Genomic DNA, 21,266 nt, shown 5'->3' with positions numbered 1-21,266 from the left:
ATGAAAAAAATATTAGTATTTGGATTAGCCAGAACAGGAATATCAGCTCTAAAAACATTAAAATTAAAAGGATATGATTTGGGAGCTATTGATGATAATATTGACGAAGAGAAAACAAAAATATTAAATGAATTAGACGTTCAAATAGAGACTATAGATACTATTGATAAATACGATATTATTTTAAAAAGTCCTGGAATTAGAATGGATAATCCAGTGATATTAAAGGCGAATAAATTAAATATCGAAGTTGTTAGTGATTTGGAATTGGCACAAAGAATTTTTGAAGATATTAAAATTGTAGCAATTACTGGCACGAATGGAAAAACAACTACAACTTCTTTGATGACTAAAATGTTGAATGATTCAGGAAGAAAAGCTATTTCAATAGGAAATATTGGTGTTGGAATGTTATGGGAAATTTATAACAGCGACAAAGACACATATTTTGTTATTGAATGTTCAAGCTTCCAACTAGAAAGTACGAAAAACTTTAAACCACAATATTCTTGCATAATCAATATTACTCCAGATCATATTGATTGGCACGGAAGTATGCAAAATTATGTAAACGCAAAAAGGAATGTATTAAAGAATCAAGACCATAATTGTTACACGGTACTTAATGTTGATGATGAATACTACGAAGAATGCAAAAATTTTACAAAATCAAATGTATATGATGTGTCTACTTCAAACGATGTGAAAAAAGGTTCATTCATCAAAGACGATTCAATATATTTTTCTGATTCAGATTGCAACAAAATAATTGACTTAAAAGATGTTAAATTAATAGGCTATCATAATTATCAAAATGTTCTATTCTGTGTTACTTTAGCAAAGCTGATAGGTATTAATGATGATAGTATCAGACAAACTTTAATGAGTTTTTCTGGTGTAGAACATAGGCTAGAATTTGTAAGAGAATTATCGGGAGTAAAATACTACAACGATTCTAAGGGAACCAATGTTGATGCAAGTGTTAAAGCAATAGAATCTTTTGATAAGAATGTTATTATACTAGCTGGTGGATACGACAAAAAAGTAAGCTTGGATAATTTTTTTATAGCTGGTAAGAACAAGTTTAAAGCATTGATTTTAATGGGGCAAACTAGAGAGTTGTTCGAAAAAAAAGCAAGAGAATATAGATTTGAAAATATATTTTTAGTAGATGATATGAAACAAGCGATTACTCAAGCTAATAAAATAGCTCAAAGAGGAGACGTGGTGCTACTTTCTCCAGCTAGTGCAAGTTGGGGAATGTACAATAACTATGAAGAAAGAGGAAATGAATTTAAAGAATTAGTAAAAAATTTGCGAGGATAGAAGCATGAAACTTTCAAAAGATGGGAAAGGTATCTTGTATATAACAATTTTCCTGACAATTTTTGGAATAATTATGGTACTAAGCTCAAGTTGGCCAACGGCAGTTAGTGAACATAGAGCTTGGTATTATTATGGACTAAGACAAGGCATTTTTGCATTGCTTGGTTTTATTTTCATGAAATTTACCAGTGTGTTTAATAATGAGAATTACAAAAAAAATGCATTGTGGATATTTGCTTTTGCAATTTTATTGTGTATGCTTGTTTTTACACCGTTGGGAAAAGAAATAAATTACGCAAAACGTTGGATCAAGATTAAATCATTTAGCTTTATGCCATCGGATATTCTTAAATTTGCATCGATTAACTTAGCAGCAGCTATTGTATCACAAAATATCGATAAAATTAAAACCTTCAAAGAAGGGTTTTTGAGAATGATTATATTAGTTGCTATATCAGGAGGTGTTGTATTTATCCAGCCCGATTTATCAACAGCAATAGTAATCATAGGAAGTGTTTTTTGCGTATTTATGGTAAGCGGTTTAAATATTAGATACATTATATCTACATTTATAACTGCACTTGTATTTGGATACATAGCTATATTTAAAGTAAAAATAGGTTACAGTAGAATTGACAGAATTATAGCTTTTATTGATCCACTGGGGAATTTAGAAGATGAGGGATGGCAATTATCCCAATCGTTGGCAGCAGTGTCTAACGGTAGTTTTCTTGGTAGTGGATTAGGTATGAGTAAACAGAAATTTTTGTATTTATCCCAAGCTCATAATGACTTTATTTTTGCGATTATTTGTGAAGAATTTGGGTTTTTAGGAGCTTTGGTTTTAATTATTGCTTATTTTGCCTTCTTAGTTTTTGGAATCAGAATTGCGATGAAAACAAAATATATTTATTCAAGATTATTGGTTTCTGGAATACTTTTCGTAATCGGGATACAAGCGTATGTTAATATGACGGTGGTTACGGGATTAATTCCTCCAACAGGATTGACATTACCATTTATATCGTATGGCGGAACGTCTTTGATGATTATGTTGGCATTAGTAGGGATAATTTTAAATGTAGACAGAAACAATGAAGAGGAGAGACGATGAATATAATAGTATCTGGCGGCGGAACTGGTGGACATATATATCCAGCCATTTCATTAATTGAAGAATTAAAAAAAAGAGATGAAAATAATAAAATACTTTATGTAGGAACCGAAAAAGGATTGGAAAGTAGTATTGTTCCAAAACTGGGAATAGATTTTAAAACTATACATGTTAGAGGAATTCCTAGAAAAATAAATGCGAATTCTTTTAAAGCTTTGAAAGAATTATTCAAAGGATTAAAAGAAGCAAACAAAATTCTTAAAGATTTTAAACCAGATCTTGTTATTGGAACTGGTGGATATGTGAGTGGACCTATATTATACAAAGCCACTAAAACTAAAGCAAAGGTAGCCTTTCACGAACAAAATAGTTTTCCGGGAGTTACTAATAGGATATTATCAAGATATGTTGATAGATATTTTGTCACATTTGAAGAATCCATTAAATACTTCAAAAATCAAGAAAAAGCCGTAGTAACTGGTAATCCAATTAGGAACAGATTTACTGATATTGGAAAAAACAAAGATGCAGCAATTGAACAATACAAAATATCAGAAAACAAAAAAGTTGTATTCATATTTGGCGGATCAAATGGTTCTGAAATATTAAACAAAGCAACACTTGATATGGTTGATAAAATATCTAATCAAGATGTATTTGAGGTAATTTTAGCTACAGGCAAATTAAATTATGATGAGTTTATACAAAAATCAGGAAATGACATTAGAAATTTACACATCTATCCGTATATAGATGACATAGATAAAGCTTATTCTGTGTCTGATTTGATCGTTACAAGTAGTGGGGCTATAACACTAGCTGAACTATCATTCTTAGGTAAAGCGTCAATACTTGTTCCAAAAGCATATACAACAGAAAATCATCAAGAACACAACGCAAGAGCATTTGAAAAAATAGGAGCAAGTAAGGTTATATTGGAAAAAGACGTGAATGCTAATACACTATTTGACCAAATAAATGAAATACTAATTGATGATAAATTGTTACAAGAACTTTCAGAAAACTCGAAGAAAATGTCTTATCCAACTGCTTGTAAAGATATTGTAGACGAACTTTACAGATTGGTAGAACAAGATGAGAAAGCATAGAGTAGTAATTATTGTAGCAATATCACTATTGATTGGACTCATAGCGTATTTATGTGCTACACTTGACTATTTTTCAATAAAAAAAATCACAGTTAAAAACAATAAAATAGTAAAAATATCTGAAATAAAAGATTATGCTAATTACTCATTAGGCGAAAATATTTTTAGATTTAATAAGAAAAAATTACAGGAAAAGATTAATAAAGATATTTATATTAGAAATGCAAATATCAAGAAGATTTATCCAAATACTATTGAAATAGCAGTAGAAGAGGCAAATGATATTTGTTATTTTGAAGTTGGAAAAGATAAAATTTTCGTAGATTCAGATTTTAAAATTGTAAAGAACAAGGATAGAATAGACTATTCAAAAATTGTTAAAATTGTCGGAGCAAATGAAAATCTGTTAAAAATTAGTAATTTAAAATCAGACGAAAAATTTTATGAGTTTTTGTATAATCTTTATTCACACAAAATTTTAGAACAATTAACTGAAATTAACGTCGTAAATTCAAACGATGTAACAATGGTTACAAAAAACGAAATAAAAGTGTTTTTTGGAGATTTAAATGACTCAGAGAAGAAATCAAATAATATTTCGAAGATTTTAAAAGAAATTAGTACTAAAAGTATAAACACAAAAATACTAGATACTAAAGATCCTCAAAAACCATTTTTGATAAAAGAAAATCCAGAACAAACTGAGTAATTACAGTTTTGGAGTTTGTCTTACAAAAAAGATTTTATAAGATGCATAAAAAATATGGTGTATTTATAATACATTGATGTATTATTAGTTTTATTATTTTAAAATCACATCAAACTCAAAGAAAAAGCAATAAACTTCAAAAATGATTGAGATACAAAACCGAACAGCTAAATATAGCAGAAAATAATTAAAGATAATAAAAAATGTATTATAAATACAATACGAATGAGAAGTGAAAAAACGCTAGATGTCATTAAAAATATTGTTGAACTTGTAGTATAATTAAGTTAAAGAGATTAAAAGGAATTTTAATTACAAATTAGGAGGATGTTATGACTTTTGATATGGAACTAGAAGATAATGATTTAGCCAAAATCAAAGTAATTGGTGTTGGTGGCGGTGGAAATAACGCCGTAAAGAGAATGAAAGAAGAAGGTTTGCAAGGTGTAGAATTTGTTGCAGTTAATACTGACAAACAAATTTTAAATAATTTAGATATTAATACTAAATTGCAAATCGGAAGCAAGATTACAAAGGGTTTGGGAGCCGGAGCTAATCCTGCAGTTGGTATGAAAGCTGCTGAAGAAAGTAGAAACGAAATCGAAGAAGCACTTGACAAAACAGACATGGTATTTGTAACTGCTGGTATGGGTGGTGGAACTGGTACTGGTGCTGCACCAATAGTTGCTCAAATTGCAAAAGAAAAAGGAATACTTACAGTTGGTGTTGTAACAAAACCATTTACATTCGAAGGAAGAAAAAGACAAATGCAAGCTGAACAAGGTATTGAAGCTTTGAAGGGAAAAGTTGATACTTTGGTAATTATTCCTAACGATAAATTGTTACAAATTTCAGACAAGAGAACTACAATGTCTGAAGCTTTCATGATGGCTGACGAAGTTCTTATGGATGGTATTCAAGGTATCTCTGATTTAATTGCTGTACCTAACTTAATCAACTTAGACTTTGCCGATGTTAGATCAATTATGTTAAACCAAGGTATTGCTCATATGGGTATTGGTAAAGCAAACGGAGATAATAGAGCAATGGAAGCTGCTAAACTTGCAGTTAAATCTCCTTTATTAGAAACATCAATTGGTGGAGCAAAAGCTGTGTTAATTAACGTTACTGGAAAAGAATTAGGATTATTCGAAGTTAATGAAGCTGCAGAATTAATTAGAGAAGAAGTAGATCCAGATGCTAATATTATATTTGGTGCTGGTATTGATGATTCACTAGGAGATGACATCAAGATTACTGTTATTGCAACAGGATTTGATTCTGACAATCCAATGGCTAACAAATTAAAATCAAACAAAAAAACTGATTCAGTTTCTCAAAAATCAGAAGACACTTCTGAAAAAGATCACGACGATATAGAAATACCTTCATTCTTGAAGAGAAGAGGATTCTAATGAAATGTCCGTTCTGTAATGCATCTGATACAAAAGTTGTAGATACTAGAGCATCGGAAGATGATAAGATAGTTAGACGAAGGAGAGAATGTATTTCTTGTCACAAAAGATTTACCACTTATGAAAGATATGATTTTAATAACCTTACAGTGGTAAAAAAAGATAAAAACAGAGAAGCTTTTGATAGGGATAAAGTGTATCGTGGAATGAAAAAGTCTTGTGAAAAAAGGCCCGTTCCAGATTCAGTGTTGCTTGAGGCTACTAAAGAGATAGAAGTTGAATTAACGCATAGCAATAAAAGGGAGGTAGATTCATCTGAAATAGGTGAATTAATAATGAAAAAGCTTAAGAAGATTGACAAGGTGGCATATATTCGTTTTGCTTCTGTGTATAGAGAATTTACAGATGTTAAATCTTTTAACGAGGAAATATCAAAATTAGATAATGAATAAGGTCGGGTGATTATCCGACCTTTAATTTTTATTTAACGATATTTAGTTTTTGTGGTAAGATATAAATAAAATAAATGTTAAAGGGGAAATATTTTGGATTTATTTGAATATAATTTACAATTACAAAAAGAAAATAGTTCGCCGTTAGCAAATAGACTCAGACCTAAAAGTTTGGATAAATATTTTGGACAATCACATGTGGTTGGAGAAGGAAAGCTTTTGAATAGGTTGATAAAGGCTGATAAAATTCCATCCATGATTTTTTATGGGCCTCCCGGAACTGGAAAAACAACTTTGGCAGAAATAATTTCGAACCAAACTAATTCGTTGTTCGAAAGATTATCTGCTATTTCTAGTGGAGTTAAAGATATTAGAGAAGTCATTTCAACAGCTAAAAATAATTTGAGTATGTATAATAAAAAGACTGTTTTGTTTATAGACGAAATTCACAGATTTAATAAATCACAACAAGATGCTTTGCTTGGATATGTTGAAGACGGTACAATTACACTGATAGGTGCTACTACAGAAAATCCATTCTTTGAAGTTAACAAAGCTCTTTTATCTAGATGTCAAATTATCGAGTTGAAACCGTTGACTGATAATGATATTAGAAATATCATAGAAAATGCGCTTACAGAAGATAAAAAGCTAAGAGAAATGAACGTTCAAATTGATGGAAAAGCAATTGATGTTCTTGTCAATTCTGCAAATGGAGATGCAAGAAGTGCCTTGAATGCTTTGGAAATTGCAGTCGAAAGCACAGACCAAGTCAATGGAGATTTAATCATAGATGAAGATGCGATTAAAAATTCAGTATTTAAACCTGTATTAAAATATGACAAAGAAGAAGATCACTATAATGTTATATCGGCATTCATTAAATCTATGAGAGGTTCTGATATTGACGCAGCTTTATATTACTTAGCAAGAATGATTGAAAGTGGTGAAGATCCCAAATTCATCGCTAGAAGAATGGTGATTTTTGCATCAGAAGATATTGGTTTGGCAAATCCTGAAGCTTTAACTGTAGCCATTAATGTGTTCAACGCAGTTAATTTAATAGGACTACCTGAATGCAGGATAAATTTATCGAATGGTGTAATATATCTTGCATCTAGTGATAAATCTAATACGTCTTATGTCGCAATTGACAAGGCTTTGGAAGATATTCGACAAAACAAGATTTACGATGTTCCTAGTCATCTAAAAGACGCACACTATAGTGGGGCAAAATCATTGGACAGAGGAATTGGATACAAATATCCACATAACGATGATTCGTATCAGCAATATTTACCAGACGAACTGAAAGATCAAAAATATTACGATCCAAAAGATATTGGATATGAAAGCAAAATATATAAAAAAACAAGGAGTAAAGAATGATATTAATTAGAGATTTGATTAAAGATTACGAAAAGTATTCTGACAAAGAAGTTGAAGTTGGAGGTTGGATTAAAAACTCAAGATTCAGTAAAAATGTTGGTTTTATTGAACTAAACGACGGAACTTTTTTCAATCCAGTTCAAATAGTAGTAGGAAAAGAAAATGAAGATTTTGAAAAAAGTGAAAAACTAAAATTAAGTTCAGCAATTATTGTTATTGGTAAATTAGTTTTGACTCCAAATTCTAAACAACCATTTGAAATTCAAGCATCAAAAATTATAGTTGAAGGGGAATCTACAGATGATTATCCACTTCAAAAGAAGAGACATACTTTTGAATTTTTGAGAACAATATTACATTTAAGACCAAGAACAAATACATTTAATGCTGTATTTAGAGTTAGAAGTAGATTAGCATTTGCTATTCATAAATTCTTTAATGAAAGAGGATTTGTATATGTTCATACTCCAATAATAACCGGTAGTGATGCTGAAGGCGCTGGAGAAATGTTCAGAGTTACAACATTAGATTTGGATAATATCCCAAAAGATGACGATGGAAATGTTGATTTTTCACAAGATTTCTTCTCAAAATCTACTAACTTAACTGTAAGTGGTCAATTACAAGCAGAAGCTTACGCATTAGCATTTAGAAATGTGTATACATTTGGACCAACTTTCAGAAGTGAACACTCTAATACTCCTAGACATGCTGCAGAATTCTGGATGATGGAACCTGAAATATGTTTTGCTGATTTGGATGATGTATGCAATTTGGCTGAAGATATGGTTAGATATATCATAAAAGATGTTATGGAAAATTGTGAAGAAGAAATTAAATTCTTCAACAGTTTTGTAGACAAGAACTTAATTGAAAGATTAACAAAAGTTGCCAATAAATCATTCAAAAAATTAACTTATACTGAAGCTGTTGAAATTTTACAAAAATCAGGAGAAAAATTTGAATATCCTGTTGAATGGGGAATGGATTTACAAACAGAACACGAAAAATATTTGAGTGAAAAAGTTGTTGACGGGCCGGTATTTGTTACTGATTATCCAAAAGAAATCAAGGCATTCTACATGAGACTTAACGACGACAACAAAACAGTTGCTGCAACAGATCTTTTAGTTCCAGGAATTGGTGAATTAATTGGTGGAAGTCAAAGGGAAGAAAGATACGAATTGTTGGATAAGAAAATGGATGAATTAGGATTCAACAAAGAAGAATACAAATGGTATCTTGATTTAAGAAAATACGGCGGAGTTAAACACGGTGGATTTGGTTTAGGTTTTGAAAGAATGGTTATGTATATGACTGGAATGTCAAACATAAGAGATGTCATTCCATTCCCTAGAACTGTTGGACATTGTGAATACTAATATTGAATTTAATTCTGTTATGTGATATCATAATAGTAAGTTTTTATAATAGTATTTGAATAAAAGTAGTAAATAATTAAAAATTTTCAGAGAATTGGTGGTTGGTGCGAATCAATATTTGAGATTATTGAACTTGTTTATTAATAGAATATTCGTATATCTGCGTTAAAGATTTGAGTGGGATTAACCAATAAGAGTGGTACCGCGGAATTTTATTTCGTCTCTTCTTTGTAAGAGGCGAATTTTTTATTATTTGGAGGTAAAAATGGATAGATATAATCCGAATTCAATTGAGAAAAAGTGGCAAAAATATTGGGAAGAAAACAAAACTTTCAAGACTTCTGATGACAAATCAAAAGAAAAATTCTACGCATTAGTAGAGTTTCCTTATCCTTCTGGACAAGGACTACACGTAGGTCATCCAAGACCATACACTGCATTGGACATTGTTTCAAGAAAAAGAAGAATGCAAGGATATAATGTTTTATATCCAATGGGATGGGATGCATTTGGACTTCCTACAGAAAACTTTGCTATTAAAAATAAAATAAGACCAGAAATTGTTACTGAAAACAACATCAAAAATTTCAAAAGACAAATGCAATCAATAGGTTTTTCTTTTGATTGGGACAGAGAAATAAATACAACAGACCCAGATTATTATAAATGGACTCAATGGATTTTCATCCAAATGTTTAAAAAAGGACTTGCTTATAAAAAGGAAATGCCGATTAACTGGTGTCCTTCATGTAAAACAGGACTTGCAAATGAAGAAGTAATTAACGGTCACTGCGAAAGATGTGGCGGTGAAGTAATCAGAAAAGTTAAGAATCAATGGATGCTTAAGATTACTGAATACGCTGATAGACTTATAGATGATTTAAAAGATGTCGATTATTTGGATAGAATAAAATCGCAACAAATCAACTGGATTGGAAGATCATACGGTGCAGAAATTAATTTTTCAATAAAAGAAGTTGACGAAAAAATTACTGTTTTTACAACAAGAGCAGATACTATATTTGGTGCAACTTACATGGTTATTTCAGTTGATCATCCTTTAATTGAAAAATATAACGCTCAAATTAAAAACATCGAAGAAATCAGAAGTTACAGACAAGAAGTTGCTAAGAAATCGGAATTAGAAAGAACGGATTTATCTAAAGAAAAGACAGGATATAAAATTGATGGATTAACAGCGATTAATCCTTTGACTAACAAAGAAATTCCTGTTTATGTATCAGATTATGTATTGATGACTTATGGAACAGGTGCTATTATGGCAGTTCCAGCGCACGATGACAGAGACTACGAATTCGCTAAAAAATTCAACATTGAAATGATCCCTGTAATTGAAGGATCTGACATAGAAAATTCTGCGTTCACTGAAACGAATGAAGGAAATCTTATTAATTCTGAGTTTTTAAATGGGTTGAGTGTAGATGAAGCAAAAGAAAAAATGTATGAATACATTGAAGAAAAAGAAATAGGTCACAAGAAAACAAACTACAAATTGAGAGACTGGGTATTTTCTAGACAAAGATATTGGGGAGAACCAATTCCATTGGTTTACTGTGAACATTGTGGATGGGTTCCTTTGGAAGAAAAAGATTTACCATTAGCATTGCCTAAGGTCGATAATTATGAACCAACAGATAATGGAGAATCACCACTATCAAATATAGATGAATTTGTTCACACAAAATGTCCAAAATGCGGTAGAGATGCTGTAAGAGAAACTGATACTATGCCACAATGGGCAGGATCTTCTTGGTATTATTTGAGATATACTGATCCTCATAATGATGAAGCGATAGCAAGTAAAGAAAACTTAGACTATTATGTTCCAGTTGACTGGTATAACGGTGGGATGGAACACACTACACTTCACTTATTGTATTCAAGATTTTGGCACAAGTTCTTGTATGATATTGGAGTAGTTCCTACAAAAGAACCATATATGAAGAGGACTAGCCATGGAATGATTTTAGGTGACAACAACGAAAAAATGAGTAAGTCTCGTGGTAATGTTGTAAACCCAGATGATATCGTCAGAGATTTTGGTGCAGATACTTTGAGATGTTATGAAATGTTCATTGGAGATTTTGAAAAATCAGCTCCTTGGTCTGAAAATGGAGTTAAAGGTTGTAGAAAATTCTTAGATAAAGTATGGAGAACACAAGAATTAGTAGATGAAGATTCTAATTTTGAAAAAATGGAAACTTTAACGCATCAAACTATTAAAAAAGTAAGTGAAGATTATGAAAATTTAAAATTTAATACAGCAATCGCTCAACTTATGACATTATTGAATGAATTCAACAACTTAGATAAAATTTCTAAAGAACAATATAAGATATTCTTGATATTATTAAATCCTGTTTGCCCTCATATAACAGAAGAAATTTGGCAAAGAATGGGATATGAAGGATATGTTCACGAAGCTAGTTGGCCAGAATATGATGAATCAAAGACGATATTAGATGTAATAGAACTTCCTATACAAGTAAATGGTAAGCTTAGAACAACTGTAGAGATAGGTAGAGATGCTTCTGAAGATGAAGTTTTTGAAAAAGCTATCAAGGATGATGTTGTAGCAAAATATCTTGAAAACAAAAATGTTATTAAGAAAATTTATGTAAAAGGTAGAATTTTTAATATAATTGTTAAATAATTTTGGTAATAGTAGATTGAGTTTTCTTAATCTACTATTATTATTGCAATAGGATATTTACACAACTATTTTACTATGATAAAATTTATCATAAATAGGAGGGCTTATGAGATTATCTACTAGAGGAAGATACGGGCTTGCGGCTATGATATATTTAGGCAAAAAATATGGAGATAATCCTGTTAGTTTAAATGAAATATCTAAAGCCACAGGACTTAGTAATAATTATTTAGAACAACTTATACGAGAATTGAAAAAACAAGATTTGGTGATTTCAGTTAGAGGTGTGCAAGGTGGTTATTTATTGAAAAAATCTCCAAAAGAAATTTCAGTAGCTGAAATTTTGGAGTGTTTAGAAGAGTTTTTTGGAGTGACAGAATGCTCTGTAGTTCCAGGACTTTGTTCAAGAGAAGACACTTGTCCATCTAGGCTTATTTGGACTCAAATGCATGATGATATGATTAACAGTATAAAAAACGTGAGTTTGCAAGATTTAATTAGCAAAGAGAAATAGATATGCTTATTAATTCTGAATTTTTGCGAAATGCATTAATATTTATAACTATTATTTTCATGGTTTTTGGAACTTATTTTCTGATTACTGTGGGAAATAGTAAAGTAGACGAAAAATACAAAATTGTATTTAATTTTCATAAAATAAAAAAGACTACAATACTAATACTTATATTGCTGGGAATTGCAGCTTTATTTTCAAAATATCCAATTATATATCATACAATTAATACTTTATTGATAGGAATAGTGCTTTCATATATTATAAATCCTTTGGTAAAATATATTGAAAAAAAAGGAGTTAAAAGATCAATAGCTATTTTAATCATTTACGTTATAGTAATCCTCTTGATTATTTTATTGGGGATGATTGTCGTTCCACAAACTATACAACAAATTAAAAAAATGATAATAAGCTTACCTGGCTTTATGTCGGATATTTCTGTGAAACTAAATGCTATCAACAATAAAATATTTAAAGAATATCCTAACATTAGCAAAATTATGTCCAATGCAATGCAAACAATTAACCAAAAGCTTGGAACTATCCAAACTTCTATACTGGACAAATTATCCCAAACTGGAGATGTTACGGGAAATATATTCAGCAATTTACTCAGAATTGTTTTAGTTCCAGTTGTAAGTTTTTATATGTTATTAGATAAAGAAAAGTGCATTGACTTTATAATGGGATTCATACCAAATGAAAATAAAGATAAATTTTTGAGTATTTGTTCTGATATGGATAAAGCTTACAGTGAATTCATTCGTGGTAGATTAATTATGGCAATTTTCGTTGGAGTATTGACTGCAATTGCCTTAATCATTATGAAAGTCGATTTTGCGATAATAATTGGAATACTTACTATGGTTGGCGATATTATTCCATACATTGGTCCTTTTATAGCGGTTACTCCAGCCTTTATCTTGGCTTTTTTGGACAGCCCTTTAAAAGCGGTGGTTGTAGTAATTGTATTTGTTTCTATTCAATGGGTTGAAAATAATATTCTTGCTCCTAAATTATTAGGTTCAAAAATTGGCATTAATCCATTGTTAGTAATTGTTAGTTTGATTATAGGTGGAGGAATGTTTGGAGTTGTAGGTATGATACTTTCAGTTCCATTCGTTGCTACAGTTAAAATATTATATTTACATTTTAAGGATAAAATTAAAATGTTTTTTAAAAATTAGTGAGGTTATAATGAAAGATTATGGTTTAAATGAAATTAGAAAAAAATTCTTAGATTATTTTGGGGAAAGGGGACATCTTGTTATTAAATCATTTCCTCTTATACCACAAGATGATAAAAGTCTTCTACTTATAAATGCTGGTATGGCTCCTTTGAAGAAGTATTTTACAGGTGAGAAAAAACTAAAAAAAGACAGAGCAACATCTTCACAAAGATGTATCAGAACAGCTGATATTGACGAAGTAGGAAAGACTCAAAGACATGGTACTTTCTTTGAAATGCTTGGTAATTTCTCTTTTGGAGATTATTTCAAAAAAGAAGCTATTACATGGGCTTGGGACTTCTTGACAAATGAATTAGAAGTACCAAAAGATATATTGTGGATAACTGTATATGAAGAAGACGAAGAAGCTTACAATATTTGGGTAAATGATGTAGGAGTTAGTCCAGAAAGAGTTGTTAAATTAGGAAAAGCTGACAACTTCTGGGAACTAGATCAAGGACCTTGTGGACCATGTTCTGAAATTCACGTAGATAGAGGATTTGAATTTGACCCTAGAGAAGATGCAAAACCAGGTGATGAGGGCGAAAGATTCTTGGAAGTATGGAATTTGGTATTCACACAATTCAACAAAACTGCTGATGGAAAATACGAAAGAATTGCTCATCCAAATATAGATACTGGTATGGGTCTTGAAAGAATTACAATGGTTTTGGAAAATGCTGATAATATTTTTGAAATTGGACTTGTAAAGGATATAATCAAAACTATTGAAGAAATTTCAGGCGTAAAATACAAGGAAAATCATCAAAATGATGTATCAATCAGAATTATTGCTGACCACGTACGTGCTATGACATTTTTGATTTATGATGGTGTAATTCCAAGTAATGAGCAAAGAGGATATGTACTAAGAAGACTTATAAGAAGAGCTTGTAGACACGGAAAATTATTGGGAATAAACGATAGTTTTATAGAAAAAGTTATAGATTCTTGCATTAAAGTTTATGAATCTGGATATCCTGAATTAAAAGAAGAAAGAGATAGAATTGTAAAAATAGCTTATGCTGAAGAAAAGAAATTCCAAGAAACTTTGGATTTAGGTTTGAGTATTTTGGATTCTATGCTAAAAGAAACTGAATCAGATGTGTTTAGTGGAGAAAATGCATTTAAATTATATGACACTTATGGATTCCCTATAGATTTAACTAAGGAATTGGTTGGTGAAGTCAACAAAACTGTAGATGAAGATGAATTCAAAAAGTTAATGGAAGAACAAAAACAAAGAGCTAGAGGATCAAGAAATGAATCTAACATGGGTTGGTCTTCTGACAAAAAATATGGCGAAGGACTTCCTGAAACAAAATTTGATGGATATGATTCCTTAAAAGATGAAAGTGAAGTTATCGAAATCTACGGTGAAAATGATAATAATTTAAATGCTGAAGATATGGGTATAATAGTATTAGACCGTACAACTTTCTATGGAGAAGGTGGAGGTCAAGTAGGTGATAAGGGAATTATCTATAATGATAATTTCAAAGCTGAAGTTTACGACACGAAAAAAACTGGAAAGAAAGTATTCTTGCATTACGTAAAAGTTATCGAAGGAAGCTTAAATGTAGGCGATAAAGTTACAATCGAAGTAGATGAACTTAATAGAAGAGATATTATGAAAAATCACTCTGCTACACACTTATTGCATCAAGCATTAAAGGATGTTGTAGGAGATCACGTTAATCAAGCAGGTTCTTATGTTGATGGAGAAAGATTAAGATTTGATATTACACATTTTGAAGCAGTTACTAAAGAACAATTAGAAAAAGTTGAACAAATTGTCAATGAAAAAATAGCTTTAGGTATTCCTGTAAAAATTGATGAAATGTCATTAGAACAATCTCAATCAATTGGAGCTAGAGGTCTTTTCGAAGATAAGTATCAAGATGTTGTAAGGGTTGTTCAAATGGGAGATTATTCTAAAGAATTATGTGGAGGAACTCACGTTAAGACAACAAGTGACATTCAAATGTTGAAAATACTTTCTGAATCAAGTGTAGCTGCAGGTGTCAGAAGAATTGAAGCAATTACTGGTCGCGCAGTATACAAATATTTAAAAGATAGAGATAGTTTGATTGATATTGTTAAGCATTCGTTAAAGGCAACTAATGAAGATGAAATCACAAGAAGAATTGAAATGAACACTGAAGAAATTAAAGAATTGAAGAAAAAACTTAAAGATATAACAAATAAGGATTTATCTTCAAATATTGATTCAGTTATTGAGGATGCTGTAGACATTGACGGCACAAAAGTTTGTATATTTGAGTTAAGTGGGTTGGACAATAATTCTTTTAGAGATTTTGGAGAAAATATTAAATCAAAATTAGAAGATGGTGTTGTAATACTAGCTAATTCAGATGAATCAAAAGTATCATTTATAACTTTAGTTACGGACTTAGCAGTTAAGAAAGGTGTATTTGCTGGGGACATTGTAAGAGAAGTTGCCAAAGTATGCGGTGGAAATGGCGGCGGACGTAAAGATTTTGCACAAGCTGGTGCAAAAGATAACTCTAAAGTTGATGAAGCACTACAAAAGGGAATTGAAACAGTAAGATCAAAAATTAATGCTTAAAGGAGGCAAAAAATGGAAGGTAAGGATTTAAACCATACGGTTAGATTTGAAGCATCAAAACTTGAACAGAAATCAATAAAGGAAACTTTGAAGAAAGTTTACCAAGCTTTAGAGGAAAAAGGATATGATCCTAAAAATCAAATTATTGGATATATATTATCAGGTGATCCTACTTACATTACAAGCTTTAATAATGCGAGAAATTTGATTAGACAAATAGATCGAGATGATTTATTGGGAGAAATGTTAGAAGTTTATTTGAACGAAATAGATAAATAAAGGATAATGTAGAGCTGTTACTTGTAACAGCTCTCAAAATATGTAAATAATTATGGAAAGATATATTGGACTTGATGTGGGAGATAGAACTATTGGTATCGCCATAAGTGATCCATTCTTATTGACTGCCCAATCTTTGATGACTATTAATAGAAAAAGCAAGATTGAAGACATAGAAATCATAAATGATATAATTAAAGAAAAGGAAGTCAGTAAAATTATAGTAGGTCTACCTAAAAATATGAATAATACTATTGGCCCTCAAGCAAAAAAAGTTAAAACATTTGTAAAAGAACTAAGAAAACACACTGATCTAGATATTGAATATGTTGACGAGAGACTAACAACTGTTAGTGCTACAAGAGTTCTGATAGAACAAAATGTCTCAAGAAAAAAAAGGAAAGATGTAATTGATAGTGTTGCAGCTACTTATATTCTGCAAACTTATTTGGATATGGGAAGATAATTATGGAAACTATAAAATTATACGATGAAAACAACAATGAAAAAGAATTTAAAATAATCAATACATTTGGTATGGACGATGATAATTATTGCGTATTAGAAGATGTATCAAATGGTGAGAATGTTATTTTGAAATATATTGAAAATGATGAACAAGTTGAATTTATTGGATTAGAAAATGAACAAGAATTAAACGATGCTATCGAAATATACGAAGATCTAATGAATTCACAAAAGGAGCAATAATGAACATAGAAACATTGAAAACTAGGCTAATCAATGCCGGATACAAAGTTACTAAGCAAAGAGAAGTAATTTTTGAAGCATTGTTAGAAAATATGGATTCACACCTATCTCCGGAAGAATTGAACGAAATAGTAAGCAAAAAAGATCCGGAAATTGGTATAGCTACGGTTTATAGAACTTTATTAATTTTTGAAGAACTTAACTTGGTTTACAAGTTAGATTTTGATGATAAAAGATATAGATATGAATTGGTTGATGAGGATGAAGACCACCATCATCACCATATAATATGCACAAATTGTGGTAAAGTTGACGAAGTAAAATACGATTTATTGGAAGATATCGAAAAGCAAATCAGCAAAGATTACAACTTCGATATCCAAAATCACGATTTAAAGTTTTATGGAATATGTTCTGATTGCCAAGAAAAAATTAAAAATGAGGAGAAATAAATGGCAAAAAAGAATATTGATAAATTAAAAGTTATTCCACTAGGAGGACTTAACGAAATAGGAAAGAACATGACAGTAATTGAATACAAAGATGATATTATTGTTGTGGATTGTGGAATGACATTTCCAGATGAAGAAATGTTGGGAGTTGATATAGTAATCCCAGATATTTCTTATCTAGAAAAAAACAAGGAAAAAATCAGAGGCATTGTAATTACTCACGGTCACGAAGATCATATCGGGGCAATTCCTTATGTATTAAAAAAATTAGACGTTCCTGTTTATGGTACAAAACTTACAATGGGACTTTTAGAAAACAAAATATTGGAGCACAAGTTAAGTTTGAAGTCACTTCACACAGTTGATTATAAGAAATCAATAAAACTTGGAGCATTTAGCGTAGAATTTGTAAAAGTATGTCACTCAATTCCTGATGCTGCAAGTTTATCTATAACAACTCCTGTGGGAGTTTTGTTCTTTACTGGTGATTTTAAAATTGACTACACTCCAATTGATAACAATAGAATGGATTTTGGTAGAATTGCTGCCATTGGAAACAAGGGTGTCCTTGCACTTTTTGCTGATAGTACAAATGTTGAAAGACAAGGCTATACTTTAAGCGAAAAAAGCGTTGGAAAAACATTTATAAATTTATTTGATGATGCACCTGCTAGAATAATTGTAGCTACTTTTGCGTCTAATGTTCACAGAATTCAACAAGTTATTTCAGCAGCTGAACATTTCAATAAGAGAGTGGCGCTTTCGGGCAGATCAATGATCAACACTGTTAATGTAGCTCGTGAGTTGGGATACATTAAAGTTAATGAAAAAACTATTATTGATATAAATGATATCAATAGGTACCGTCCAAACGAAATAGTTCTTCTAACAACTGGTTCTCAAGGGGAGCCTATGAGTGCAATGACAAGAATGGCTAATGGAACTCATAGAAAAGTCCATTTGGATCCAACAGATACTGTTATTTTATCTGCAACACCAATTCCAGGAAATGATAATCAAGTTAGCTCAGTTATCAATAAATTAATGGAAATGGGAGTAAAAGTTATTTATTCTTCATTGGCTGATGTGCACGTAAGTGGACACGCTTGTCAAGAAGAATTAAAGTTGATGCATTCGTTAGTTAGACCTAAATTTTTCGTTCCACTTCATGGTGAAATGAGACATTTGAAATGTCATGCGAATTTAGCACTTGATCTTGGAATGAAAGAAAAAGATATAGTTATCGCTGATAATGGTAATACTATAGAATTTACAAGAAAAAGTATTAACCTTGTTGACACTAAATTTGCAAGTAATATTTTAGTAGATGGACTTGGAGTAGGCGATGTAGGAAATGTTGTATTACGAGATAGAAGACATTTATCAGAAGATGGACTAATAGTTGTAGTAATTACTTTAGATGCTAGAAATAAAGAAGTTATAGCTGGTCCTGACATCATTTCAAGAGGATTTGTATATGTTAAAGAAAATAATGATTTAATGGAAGATTGCAAATCTGTTGTCCAAAAAGTCCTAGATGAATGTTATACAAAAAATATATATGACTGGTCTACTCTTAAACACAATATAAGAGAAACACTAAAGAAATTCTTGTATCAAGAAATTAAGAGAAATCCAATGATATTGCCAGTAATAATGGAGGTATAATATGGAATATAAGAAAAAAGCTGAAGAATTAGCACAAATGTTGAACAATTCTCAAGAGTTTCAAGAGCTTAAAAAACTTCATAAAGAAGTTTATAAGAAGAATGAAACTAACAAAAATATGATAGATGATTTTAAAAAGCATCTTTTTGAGTATCAATTAAAAATTCAACAAACAGGAAAAGAAAATCCTGAAGATGTACAAAAACTTCAAAACTTACAAAATATTATCATGACAAATCACGATATAGCAGCTTATTTACAAGCAGATGCAAGATTTTCTATGATTTTGAAAGATGTCTACGATGCATTAGAAGGTGGCATAAAATTAGAAGATGAATAGCATTGTAAATGAACAACTACAAGATTATTTAAGACAACTATCAAAAAGTAACGATGAAACTATTTTAGAACTAGAAGAATTTGCTAAGAACAATCATATACCGATAGTTGAACCAGAAGTTAGACAGCTATTAAAGATGATTTTGCTGATGGAACAACCCAAATCTATTTTAGAAATAGGGACAGCTATTGGTTACAGCTCGATTATTATGAAAAAAACATGTCCTGATGCAAAAATTACTACAGTCGAAAATTATGAAAAAAATGCAAATTTTGCCAGAAAAAACTTCAAAAAGTACGGTTATGATGATATCGAATTGATATTTGGTGACGGATATGAAGTTATGAAAAATATGAATACAAAATTTGATTTGATATTTATCGATGCCGCGAAAGGACAATATATAAAATATTTTGAAGAAGCAGTTCGATTATCTAACAAAAATTCCGTTATTGTATGCGACAATGTTTTGTTCAGAGGGATGGTATGCGAAAAAGAATTCTATGAACACAGACACAGAAAGATAACAATCGTTAAGAGATTAAGAGAATTTTTGGAAATTATTTCTGATAGTTCAAAATATGATACAACTATAATTCCAATTGATGATGGAATGAGCATAACTAAATTAAAATAGCATTAGTCGGGAGTCTATGATTTCCGACTATTTTTGAGGAGATTAAATGAAAAAAGTTGAATTATTAGCACCAGCAGGTGATTTAGATAAATTAAAAACAGCCATTGATTATGGCGCAGATGCAGTGTATATGGCAGGCCCTGACTATGGTTTGAGAACTGCATCTAAAAATTTCACATTAGATGATATGAAAGAAGCAGTGGAATACGCTCATAGCAGGGGCAAGAAAATATATATAACAATGAATATATTAGCCCACAATGATGATTTGGAAGGCATTGAAGAATATATTCAAAGCCTAATCGATATACATGTAGATGCTTTGATTGTTTCTGATCCTGGAATTTATTCTATTATTAGAAGTATTAATCAAGATATTGAAGTTCACATGTCAACACAAGCATCTGTGACAAATTTTAGAACAGTAAAATATTGGATGGATCAAGGAATCAAAAGAATTGTGTTAGCTCGTGAATTATCTTTGAAAGAAATTCAAGACATCAAGAAAAACATTCCTGATTCTGAATTAGAATGTTTTGTACACGGAGCTATGTGTATGTCTTATTCAGGAAGATGTTTATTGAGTAACTACATGACAGGAAGAGATGCTAACAGAGGGGACTGTGCACAAGCTTGTAGATGGAAGTACAGACTTGTTGAAGAAAAAAGACCTGGAGAATATTTTCCAATCGAAGAAGATGAAAAAGGAACTTTTATTTTCAATTCAAAAGATTTGTGTATGATTGAACACTTAGATAAATTAATTTCAGCAGGAATTGATAGTTTGAAAATAGAAGGTAGAGTAAAGAGTCAATATTATGTAGCTACGGTAGTTAGAAGCTATAGAATCGCCATTGACAAGTATTATAATAATGAATTTAATGAACAAACAGCGAAGAGACTTTTAGAAGAGATTAAAAAAGTTTCTTATAGAGATTTTACTACAGGATTTTTTGAAAAAAAACCTGATGAAAATGACCAATTGTACGAATCATCTTCTTATATTAGAAAATATGATTTTGTAGGGTTATTATTAGATTATGATGAAGAAAGTAAAATTGCTACTTTTGAACAAAGAAATAGAGTTTTCGAAGGGGACGAAGTAGAGATTTTTGGTCCAGAAGACGGGTTTATTACAACAAAGCTTGAAAAAATGTATGACGAAAAAATGAATGAAATTGAAGTGGCAAATAAGGCTCAACAAATTTTTAAAATTAAGATTGATCAAAAACTTCAACCGAATTCTATGATGAGAAAAAAGAGCGATAATTAA

Annotated in this window: 20 protein-coding genes and 1 other annotated feature; all 20 genes read left to right on the top strand. The window is 30.6% G+C overall.

What is annotated here, in order from left to right:
- The 20 genes from murD to GKF99_RS03555 all read left to right on the top strand — a co-directional run bounded on the left by murD (position 1) and on the right by GKF99_RS03555 (position 21,266).
- Positions 1–1,326: a UDP-N-acetylmuramoyl-L-alanine--D-glutamate ligase gene (gene murD, locus GKF99_RS03650; RefSeq protein WP_154272674.1), complete on the top strand. Its 1,326-nt coding sequence runs from the start codon at positions 1–3 to the stop codon at positions 1,324–1,326.
- A gap of 4 nt (positions 1,327–1,330) precedes the next feature.
- Complete coding sequence (locus tag GKF99_RS03645) at positions 1,331–2,440, top strand: putative peptidoglycan glycosyltransferase FtsW (protein WP_154272673.1); 1,110 nt, start codon at positions 1,331–1,333, stop codon at positions 2,438–2,440.
- Positions 2,437–3,549 (top strand): undecaprenyldiphospho-muramoylpentapeptide beta-N-acetylglucosaminyltransferase, encoded by a 1,113-nt coding sequence (gene murG / locus GKF99_RS03640; protein WP_154272672.1) that lies wholly within the window; start codon positions 2,437–2,439, stop codon positions 3,547–3,549. The genes GKF99_RS03645 and murG overlap by 4 nt, the downstream gene beginning before the upstream one ends.
- Positions 3,536–4,258, top strand: a complete 723-nt coding sequence (locus GKF99_RS03635; protein ID WP_154272671.1) for an FtsQ-type POTRA domain-containing protein — start codon at positions 3,536–3,538, stop codon at positions 4,256–4,258. Before murG ends, GKF99_RS03635 begins: the two co-directional genes overlap by 14 nt.
- Positions 4,259–4,590: 332 nt before the next feature.
- Positions 4,591–5,673, top strand: coding sequence for a cell division protein FtsZ (gene ftsZ / locus GKF99_RS03630; protein ID WP_154272670.1), 1,083 nt, complete (start codon positions 4,591–4,593; stop codon positions 5,671–5,673).
- On the top strand, positions 5,673–6,125 hold the full coding sequence (nrdR, locus tag GKF99_RS03625) for a transcriptional regulator NrdR (RefSeq protein WP_002836229.1): 453 nt from the start codon (positions 5,673–5,675) through the stop codon (positions 6,123–6,125). Before ftsZ ends, nrdR begins: the two co-directional genes overlap by 1 nt.
- Positions 6,126–6,218: 93 nt before the next feature.
- Positions 6,219–7,514: a replication-associated recombination protein A gene (locus tag GKF99_RS03620; protein WP_154272669.1), complete on the top strand. Its 1,296-nt coding sequence runs from the start codon at positions 6,219–6,221 to the stop codon at positions 7,512–7,514.
- Positions 7,511–8,896: an asparagine--tRNA ligase gene (asnS, locus tag GKF99_RS03615; RefSeq protein ID WP_154272668.1), complete on the top strand. Its 1,386-nt coding sequence runs from the start codon at positions 7,511–7,513 to the stop codon at positions 8,894–8,896. The genes GKF99_RS03620 and asnS overlap by 4 nt, the downstream gene beginning before the upstream one ends.
- A gap of 47 nt (positions 8,897–8,943) precedes the next feature.
- Positions 8,944–9,124: a binding site (T-box leader), on the top strand.
- 37 nt (positions 9,125–9,161) lie between these two features.
- Positions 9,162–11,570: a leucine--tRNA ligase gene (gene leuS / locus GKF99_RS03610; protein ID WP_154272667.1), complete on the top strand. Its 2,409-nt coding sequence runs from the start codon at positions 9,162–9,164 to the stop codon at positions 11,568–11,570.
- Between the two features lie 106 nt (positions 11,571–11,676).
- Positions 11,677–12,084, top strand: a complete 408-nt coding sequence (locus tag GKF99_RS03605; RefSeq protein ID WP_002839398.1) for an Rrf2 family transcriptional regulator — start codon at positions 11,677–11,679, stop codon at positions 12,082–12,084.
- Between the two features lie 2 nt (positions 12,085–12,086).
- Positions 12,087–13,274 carry an AI-2E family transporter gene (locus GKF99_RS03600; RefSeq protein WP_154272666.1) on the top strand — a complete coding sequence of 396 codons (1,188 nt, stop codon included), beginning with the start codon at positions 12,087–12,089 and terminating at the stop codon, positions 13,272–13,274.
- Between the two features lie 10 nt (positions 13,275–13,284).
- A complete protein-coding gene (gene alaS / locus GKF99_RS03595) occupies positions 13,285–15,906 on the top strand; it encodes an alanine--tRNA ligase (RefSeq protein ID WP_154272665.1) in 2,622 nt (873 codons plus the stop codon).
- Positions 15,907–15,918: 12 nt separating this feature from the next.
- Positions 15,919–16,185 (top strand): IreB family regulatory phosphoprotein, encoded by a 267-nt coding sequence (locus GKF99_RS03590; RefSeq protein ID WP_094205556.1) that lies wholly within the window; start codon positions 15,919–15,921, stop codon positions 16,183–16,185.
- A 52-nt stretch (positions 16,186–16,237) separates the two neighbouring features.
- Positions 16,238–16,651, top strand: coding sequence for a Holliday junction resolvase RuvX (gene ruvX / locus GKF99_RS03585; RefSeq protein ID WP_154271167.1), 414 nt, complete (start codon positions 16,238–16,240; stop codon positions 16,649–16,651).
- 2 nt (positions 16,652–16,653) lie between these two features.
- On the top strand, positions 16,654–16,896 hold the full coding sequence (locus GKF99_RS03580) for a DUF1292 domain-containing protein (protein ID WP_094203530.1): 243 nt from the start codon (positions 16,654–16,656) through the stop codon (positions 16,894–16,896).
- The gene (locus GKF99_RS03575; RefSeq protein ID WP_094203531.1) at positions 16,896–17,348 is read left to right on the top strand and encodes a Fur family transcriptional regulator; all 453 of its coding nucleotides are present in this window, start codon (positions 16,896–16,898) and stop codon (positions 17,346–17,348) included. The genes GKF99_RS03580 and GKF99_RS03575 overlap by 1 nt, the downstream gene beginning before the upstream one ends.
- Positions 17,349–19,016 carry a ribonuclease J gene (locus GKF99_RS03570; RefSeq protein WP_002836243.1) on the top strand — a complete coding sequence of 556 codons (1,668 nt, stop codon included), beginning with the start codon at positions 17,349–17,351 and terminating at the stop codon, positions 19,014–19,016.
- 1 nt (position 19,017) lies between these two features.
- Positions 19,018–19,356 (top strand): YlbF family regulator, encoded by a 339-nt coding sequence (locus tag GKF99_RS03565; RefSeq protein WP_094207036.1) that lies wholly within the window; start codon positions 19,018–19,020, stop codon positions 19,354–19,356.
- Complete coding sequence (locus GKF99_RS03560; protein WP_094207037.1) at positions 19,349–19,993, top strand: O-methyltransferase; 645 nt, start codon at positions 19,349–19,351, stop codon at positions 19,991–19,993. The genes GKF99_RS03565 and GKF99_RS03560 overlap by 8 nt, the downstream gene beginning before the upstream one ends.
- Before the next feature lie 46 nt (positions 19,994–20,039).
- Positions 20,040–21,266, top strand: coding sequence for a U32 family peptidase (locus GKF99_RS03555; RefSeq protein WP_154271166.1), 1,227 nt, complete (start codon positions 20,040–20,042; stop codon positions 21,264–21,266).

It is taken from the genome of Finegoldia sp. BIOML-A2 (assembly GCF_009678315.1).
Taxonomy (GTDB): Bacteria; Bacillota; Clostridia; order Tissierellales; family Peptoniphilaceae; genus Finegoldia; species Finegoldia magna.
The sequence above is the reverse complement of the archived record's forward strand: the minus strand, read 5'-3'. Positions and strand labels throughout refer to the sequence as shown.